This is a genomic window from Paenibacillus sp. sgz302190 (genome assembly GCF_059820445.1).
This window is the reverse complement of the sequence record NZ_JBZYAO010000078.1, coordinates 1-6996: the sequence shown is the minus strand read 5'-3', so window position 1 is coordinate 6996 and position 6996 is coordinate 1. Positions and strand designations below refer to the sequence as shown.

Annotated in this window: 9 protein-coding genes; all 9 read right to left on the bottom strand. The window is 41.0% G+C overall.

Features of this window, described 5'->3' with window-relative positions:
- Nucleotides 1-429: 429 nt before the first annotated feature.
- Entirely contained in the window at nucleotides 430-858 is a 429-nt protein-coding gene (locus tag AC6RNO_RS36310; protein WP_497108409.1) for a hypothetical protein, read from the bottom strand.
- Nucleotides 859-1418: 560 nt separating this feature from the next.
- On the bottom strand, nucleotides 1419-1934 hold the full coding sequence (locus AC6RNO_RS36305) for a hypothetical protein (RefSeq protein WP_497108408.1): 516 nt from the start codon (nucleotides 1932-1934) through the stop codon (nucleotides 1419-1421).
- An 11-nt stretch (nucleotides 1935-1945) separates the two neighbouring features.
- Nucleotides 1946-2143, bottom strand: a complete 198-nt coding sequence (locus AC6RNO_RS36300; protein WP_497108407.1) for a hypothetical protein — start codon at nucleotides 2141-2143, stop codon at nucleotides 1946-1948.
- Between the two features lie 488 nt (nucleotides 2144-2631).
- Nucleotides 2632-2991 (bottom strand): hypothetical protein, encoded by a 360-nt coding sequence (locus AC6RNO_RS36295; RefSeq protein ID WP_488438727.1) that lies wholly within the window; start codon nucleotides 2989-2991, stop codon nucleotides 2632-2634.
- 46 nt (nucleotides 2992-3037) lie between these two features.
- Nucleotides 3038-3211, bottom strand: coding sequence for a hypothetical protein (locus tag AC6RNO_RS36290; protein ID WP_488438726.1), 174 nt, complete (start codon nucleotides 3209-3211; stop codon nucleotides 3038-3040).
- 174 nt (nucleotides 3212-3385) lie between these two features.
- Nucleotides 3386-3646 carry a hypothetical protein gene (locus AC6RNO_RS36285; protein WP_488438725.1) on the bottom strand — a complete coding sequence of 87 codons (261 nt, stop codon included), beginning with the start codon at nucleotides 3644-3646 and terminating at the stop codon, nucleotides 3386-3388.
- A gap of 15 nt (nucleotides 3647-3661) precedes the next feature.
- Entirely contained in the window at nucleotides 3662-4015 is a 354-nt protein-coding gene (locus tag AC6RNO_RS36280; RefSeq protein ID WP_497108406.1) for a hypothetical protein, read from the bottom strand.
- A gap of 400 nt (nucleotides 4016-4415) precedes the next feature.
- Nucleotides 4416-5015, bottom strand: coding sequence for a hypothetical protein (locus tag AC6RNO_RS36275; protein WP_488438724.1), 600 nt, complete (start codon nucleotides 5013-5015; stop codon nucleotides 4416-4418).
- Nucleotides 5016-5023: 8 nt separating this feature from the next.
- Nucleotides 5024-6996 (bottom strand): RHS repeat-associated core domain-containing protein (locus tag AC6RNO_RS36270; protein WP_497108405.1); only part of this gene is annotated, 1973 nt, incomplete at its 5' end.

The following is a 6996-nucleotide window of genomic DNA, read 5'->3' as shown; positions in this document are numbered from 1 at the left end:
GTGCCCGCTTCCTCGTTCCCTTTGGCATCAACAAGTTTGGCTACCTGTGAATTGCCTTTCTCTAGTTGGGCTAGTACTTTCCGCAGCTCGTTCGCCCTATAATGTGCACTTTATTACTGTGCAGTTATAAAGTTTTGTGTCTACTATCTTGACAGAGTCCCAATCAGCCACCTACTAAAATCCTCAGCACATCAGCCAGTTATTGGATCGGTAAAATCGTTTCCCTCCCCTGTATCCAAGGGTTTTCCAGTGCTTTAAGCCGTGAGGCGCAAAAAAAACGGTTGTTTGTGTCGTTGGCGATAGTGTATAGAAAAAGAAACCTTGAAAGGCAGGAGGCCGATCAAGGTCTAAAACGTAACTTTTTTTGATTATACAGCCTCTCTAATCAACTGTAAGACACCTTATGAGGAATTCGTAAATATCTCTCCACTACATCTCCAAATTAAATTTGATTTCTTCTATTGCTCTTTCGGCGCTTTCGGCAATATTCTGGTTAGAATGGCTTAGATAACTCACTAATAGAGGAAGATGTTTAGTCTGATAAGAAGCACCCAGACATATAAATATATATTCGAGATGTCTTTCATTGATATTACAAACATTGGATGCCAGAGTATCCCAATCAATATCTTTACCAACACCTTGAAAAGTAACGGCAGTCCTCATTGCATTAAATAAGCTTTCTTTTATCGTCTCATCGCTTTCATTTAGAGATTGATTAATCATTTCATTAACAAGCAGTTTCACCGCTTCTCTGTCAATTCTGCCATATTCGAGTACGTCTGCAATTTCATCAATCCTATGCTCGGGCCGATCCGAATTATAAACATTTTGATACATTTTCAGAATATCCTCCATTTTCTCCTCCTACCATACGTAATCATTTTGCAAGGGCGGGAATTCCCGTCCCTGTCTGGGATTGAATCGCATAAGGGGCAATTTGATCGTCGTTAGCCAATCGGGACGCCTCCTTTAGTGAAGATAACTCGTTACTGCGTTAATCTCTTCTTGCCCATCTAGCATCATCCACGCTGCCACCATTTAGGAGGGCTTGTGAGTACGCCTTATCCCCCGAGTTCATAGCCCCAATATCATTCGCTGATCGCTCACTTTTTGCATAGGGGTTATACGATGACGGGGAAGAACTTGACGAACTAGTGCCTGAAGGCCATTCAATATTTGCTCTATGTGAACCATCAAACAAGTCTAACTATTCCTCTTCTACCCGTACATGTTTTTCCATTTCCTTCTCCTCCTTTGACTTTAGGCATTCAAAAAAGCCCATTCCTCCTCAACGTTCAAGTTGGAATAAGCTTTTGAAAGTTTATCAAGTGTTTATAAATTGTTTAGTGGTTTGTTGGTTGTATTGTACGATCTTGCTGTTGGGGTTATAAAGAAACTTACAAAAATAATTCACTTTATAACTCTATACTTTCATTATCAAGTGCATCCAGAACTTCATCCCTAATGTCTTGTGGAGAAAGTCCTCTAGATATAGCCCCAGAATTGCGCGGCCATGCATACTTCCCGCATACTAACTCGTTATGGTGATAACTGATTCTTCCACCTCTCTCAAACAGCTTAATAATAGGGTCATATAGATCATAAAACTTCACAGCAATAGGAGATTGTTTATCAACTACGTATGCCCATTCAAGATAAAAAGTGCAAAGATACTCTGTAACCCAATCAACATTTACGTTAAATAACCCAGTACATTTTTCTTTTACATGAAAAGGTATATCAAGCTTGATTATTTCTGCCGCATTAAATACAGCACGTCTATTATCATCCTTGGAGCTAAAATCCAAAAAAATATTACCCCTTCTAATAAACTCTGTTACTAAGACCGCATAAGAAGGTTTATCTATACCATTTTTTTTCAAATCGATGCTTTTTATTCTTACTCTAGCTTGTTCAAATTTAGTATTCAAATTTACCCACCTCAAAATTTTGGTTTAAATCCTGGAAATCCTCCGGGTTGTGGTGGTGCTAACTCATGAGCACCTTTTGTACTTTCGTTCATTGTACCGCCATTAAAATAGTTTATATCTCGATATGGTAATCCTTCTTGCATCATTTTACTTTCTGCCAATTCATGGTCGGCTAATTGTCTAAACCATGTTTTTTCCTCTCCTGACAATTCTCCTGTTAGTGCCTTTTCCCATCCATAGGTAATCCAGACTAACTACAACATCTCTTCCTATATTTTGGGCTACCTTTACCATCGCGGAGAGATCTGCATATTCATTTACATCTGTGGTAGTAATCTCTTTGCCCTGTTTTATCTTATCATAGATTTGGTTGGTCTTTGCATCACGCTTTTGGCTCACCCAAATGCCTACTTTCACGTTTTGACATCGACCAGTTTGGCTATCGGCGCCCTAGTTATCACCCTCTGAATCTGTCCCTATTAATTTGCATGATTGTAGGGGGCTTGCGCCTTTCAAACCGATCCTGACAGCCTCAGCTTGTACAATAGTGGTTTCAAAGGCTGCAAGCCATCTCTGCCAAACAATCAGTTAGGGACACACAGTTTTTCCCTGCATAAGACACAGTGATCTGTGAAGGTTGCCGCGGCAAAAAAGAAACCTTGAAAGGCATGAAGCCGATCAAGGTTTTTACAAGGTATTAACCCTTTTGATGTTCCTTTTTCGCTAAATCAATCGCCACGGCTAATTTAATTTGAAATATTTTACTCAACCGTTTTTGGAAATCCTTCAGATTATAAGTTTCAATTAAAGGAACTTCCGAATGACTGACTCTGCTAATTTCAACCTTAGCAATTTTATCAAGGTCAACTAAAAAAGTGAATATATCCTCGCCTTGTTCAGGTGTCCAATCCAAAATATATGCACTTTTTACTTCTCCAAAAGTAGCTCTTAACACATTCAATATTGTTTCTGCTTTTCCGTCTTGAGCCAAAACCAAATTTGAGGCTTCTAATTCCTTTCTGAAATCCTGTTCTTGTTTACTCCCTATGAGTTTCACTTTATCACCCCCGGTGTAGCAGTAACTAGATTTCCATGCTTGTCGGTTAAATCGTCTCATCGCTTTCACTTAGAGATTGATTAATCATTTCATACGCAAGTAATTTCACCGCTTCTCTGTCAATTCTGCCATATTCGAGTATGTCTGCAATTTCATCAATCCTATGCTCAGTACGATCCGAATTATAAACATTTTGATACATTTTCAAAATATCCTCCATTTTTTCCTCCTACCATACGTAATGGTTTTTTTGCAGAGGCGGGAATTCCCGTCTCTGTCTGGGACTGAATCGCAAAAGAGGCAATTTGATCGTCGTTAGCCAATCGGGACGCCAGTCGAACTGGGGGTTTTCGTATACAAAAAGAAGACCTTGGGGAACTCCCAAGGTCTTTATTTATATCGTAATATTTATTCTTTTAAGTTGTTCCTCCAAGTTCCAGTTTTGCGTTTTTTTTCTACTATTACTAAACCATTTAGCACCTTCGCTAATCCATAAATCCCTATATTCTTCAATAGTCATTGGTTGGTCCATAGCATCATCATGAAAACCTGATTGAAAGCCACAACAAGGACAAATACATTGTGTTGCGTATCCTAGTTCATCCCTTTGTGGATAATCTAATCCATTATACCCACAAACCATACATATATGCATACTTTTTGCTCCCTTTTATGGCGATGCATTTGTAATTCTCATAAAATAATTATAACCAGCGTCAGGGTCAGAACTACCAAACTTGGGTTTATACAAACTTCCGATTGTTCCATCATTATGAACAAATACCATATCGTTAGTCTGCCTATTATAAATTATCTTAGTATTCCCTTGGTATCTTTGAATAATATTAACTCCATCAACTTTTGATGTAGCTAAGTCGTACGCTAGATTATAATAATCATCTTTAGTAAAATCATCACCATATTCTCTTTGCGCGTTCGCCCTCTTTGATATAGCACCACGTACATGAATATCATAATGGTCATCAAAGTAAAGAAAAAAGGGCGAAGCCCGCCGAAAGATCAAAGCCGCTGCGCCTCCGGCAACCGGAACGCCTTACCCCATCGCCTGATGGGATAAACGGACTGCCGCTATTGATTCCTCTGTGCAGGGGTCTTGCTGGCTCTTCACTCCGATCCCGGACTGCGCAGCCTGTCCCCCATCAGTGTCTTGCCCTGCATGGGAGCTCACTTGTGGCAGGCTGTGAGGCTACCGCCGTGGGCATGGGCTTTGATCATTTGGGGTTTACGACACTTGGAAGCACCGAAAGGGTGTGTTGCATTTCCAGCGGAGAGCGGCGGTGACAAATAAGAAACGCCGCCAAGCGTAATCGCAAGGCGGCTAGTATGGTTACACAAAATTCTTTATAGGCTCAATCGCTCGTTTCTTACCATATCCTTCCCCAACTTAAATGGCGGAGGAGGAACTATTCGCTTCTGATTACTTTTCTTCCAGACTTCAGATGCTCTTGAAAAAAGCTAAAATCAAATAATTTCCCTTGAGAACTAGTATGTTCATACTTAGTTTTCTTTGAATGTGCACGCTTTGTACTGCTAATATTCGTAAAATCATAAGGAACAGTTTCTTCCGTATTAAAGATTAATGTGATTTTGGGGTTATTTTCAGTCACAATAATTATTGATGCGTAATAGTCATCGAGGAAAGATAGGTCGCCTCCACACATACAAACCACATCACCTTTATTAAGTGTATATGGCCAGGTATGATATTGCTTACGTCCTGTATGAAAATCTCCTTCAACTAACTTGAAATCTGCACCCTTGACGCCTTCTATTTGAATTTTCATTTTCCCAAATACAAAGAGCGAATCATCCTCTACTTGAAATCCTTGCATTTCTGCCTGATCTTTAAAATCATAAATATTTACAATTGAATTTATCAATTCAAATTCATAAACACCCTTAATATCATTTGGAAAATTCAAAAAAATGGTTGGAGTAACTTCCATATCAGCACCTACTATACCATCAAATTCTTTCTTACTAATATCAAGAGTTAGTTTCATCTTCATCCTCACTTTCTTGTAATAGTATACTGATCTAGCATTTCGGATTTGATATTTTCACCATCAGTAGTTTTATAGCTGCCGTCATTCGGAATCTCCCGTCTATCACCTTTGATTTGCAGCCCCTTATCATCTAATGTTTTCACTATTTTATTCATGTTAGAACGTGAACCAGTGATTATAATTTCCCCATCTTGAGATAAAACTCTTAATACCTCAGGATTCAATGCATCATAATTAAAAGGATTTTCGATGATAATTTTACTTTGGCTACCTGTTTTAATGTTAGATAGATTTGTAGCATCTCCATAATGAACTCCTGGAGCTTTAGGATCAATATCAATATTGTAAGCACCCTCTGTAGGCTTACCTCTTGCACCAATATTAAGCGTTCCATTGCTTGAGGCAGGTGCATCTAAGAATTTCCCTACACCCTCATGAACTCCCAATCCATCCCCGTCGGAGCCCTTCTTCTTGCCTTCAAACCCTTTCCCACCAGAGTGTTTCCCGTCGGGGATAAACATTTTTGTGCGCTTACTCGGTGAGAAGTTTGTTAAAAATGCGCCAAATACTCGAGCTTGATCCTCTTTGGACAGTTTGGAAAAATCTTCAACCGCTTTCTCCGCTTCCTCATACGTTGCTTTAGGGTCACTTACCCTTGCCCAGATCTCCTGACCGGTGTCAACCGCTCCATCGATAACTGCTTTTCCCGCACCAGGAGGATCTACCGCAGTATAGATTACAAAATCAAATGTGTCGGAAACCGAGCCCCCCATCTCCATGATAAAACCGAGAAGTGCTTCCTCAACAACAGTTCCTCGTTTTTCCTCTGGTTTTGAGAAATCAATATTGTCCAAATATTTATATTTTTCTATAAATTTCTCAGCTTTTTCCACTGAGATCTCGCCTCTGGCTACGGCGTCTTCTATCCGTTCTTTTCCCTTTCTTAGCTGTTCTTTTAATGTGTTAATTCTGTCGCCTGTCTGTTTAAGCTCCTTGAGCTGGCCTCTAATTTCTTTTAAAAGTTTCTCAGCTTCATCATGCTGCTCTTTGAAAGCCTTTATCAGCTTCTGTGTCTCCTCAATCTGCCTATCCAGTTCCTCCATTTCCTTTTGCCGCTGCTCTTCCGCTTCCCTTATCGATTGGTGTGCGGCTTCGAGCAAGGCCGCGTTATCTTCCTCAGTAATATGATCCATCGGTTCTCCATATGAGGGTACTATCCCGAATATGCTTAACAAATCGAATGGATCAAAACCGCTGACGAAAGGATTATAAAAACTTTCCGAGGAACTATTGGAACTGGAAGAGTCACTTCCTCCGTTAACACCACTCTGATTCCCGGAATTTCCACTTGATTTACTACTTTGGGACATGGACTGGATAATTTGAACTCCAGCATCCACAATAGCCCCTACAACGCTTCCGATAGCTCCTCCTACAAGTCCTCCTACGACTCCCCCAACGAGCGAACCCAAGCTGAAGGACGGATAATGCCCCGTCGGATCCACATACATGATCGGATTGTTATTCGCATACGTATACAAGTTCAAGCTTAACGGGTTCGAGTCCTCACCCCAGTAACTGTCCGCAGAGATAAACCGCCCAATATATGGATCGTAGTATCTCGCGCGCAGGTAATACAAGCCGACTTCCGAATCGTAGAACTCTCCAGCATAGCGGATCGCGCTCGTATAGGATTCTTCTACCGTCAGAATCGGGTTGCCAAAAATGTCGTAGTCGTACTGGTTCTCGACTTCTCCGCTCTCGCTTGCGGTCTGTACCACGTCGCCGTGACCGTTGAACAGGTAGTATGAGAGCTTGTCCGCCGCGTCGATGCGGGCGATGTAGTTGATGCCGCGCACATAGCGAGCTTGCATCGCACCAGCCCCGTCTGTCTCCAGAATAACATACTGGCGATCATACAAGTAGTTCGTCACTTTCGCCGCGTAGCCGTCCTTCGAGCTTCGTACCGTCTTGCGAG

Bases quoted from the DNA above. Each gene is read 5' to 3' on its own strand.
- AC6RNO_RS36310 (WP_497108409.1), bottom strand. From the start codon at position 858: ATGGAGGATATTCTGAAAATGTATCAAAATGTTTATAATTCGGATCGG.
- AC6RNO_RS36290 (WP_488438726.1), bottom strand. From the start codon at position 3,211: ATGGAGGATATTTTGAAAATGTATCAAAATGTTTATAATTCGGATCGT.
- AC6RNO_RS36285 (WP_488438725.1), bottom strand. From the start codon at position 3,646: ATGCATATATGTATGGTTTGTGGGTATAATGGATTAGATTATCCACAA.
- AC6RNO_RS36275 (WP_488438724.1), bottom strand. From the start codon at position 5,015: ATGAAACTAACTCTTGATATTAGTAAGAAAGAATTTGATGGTATAGTA.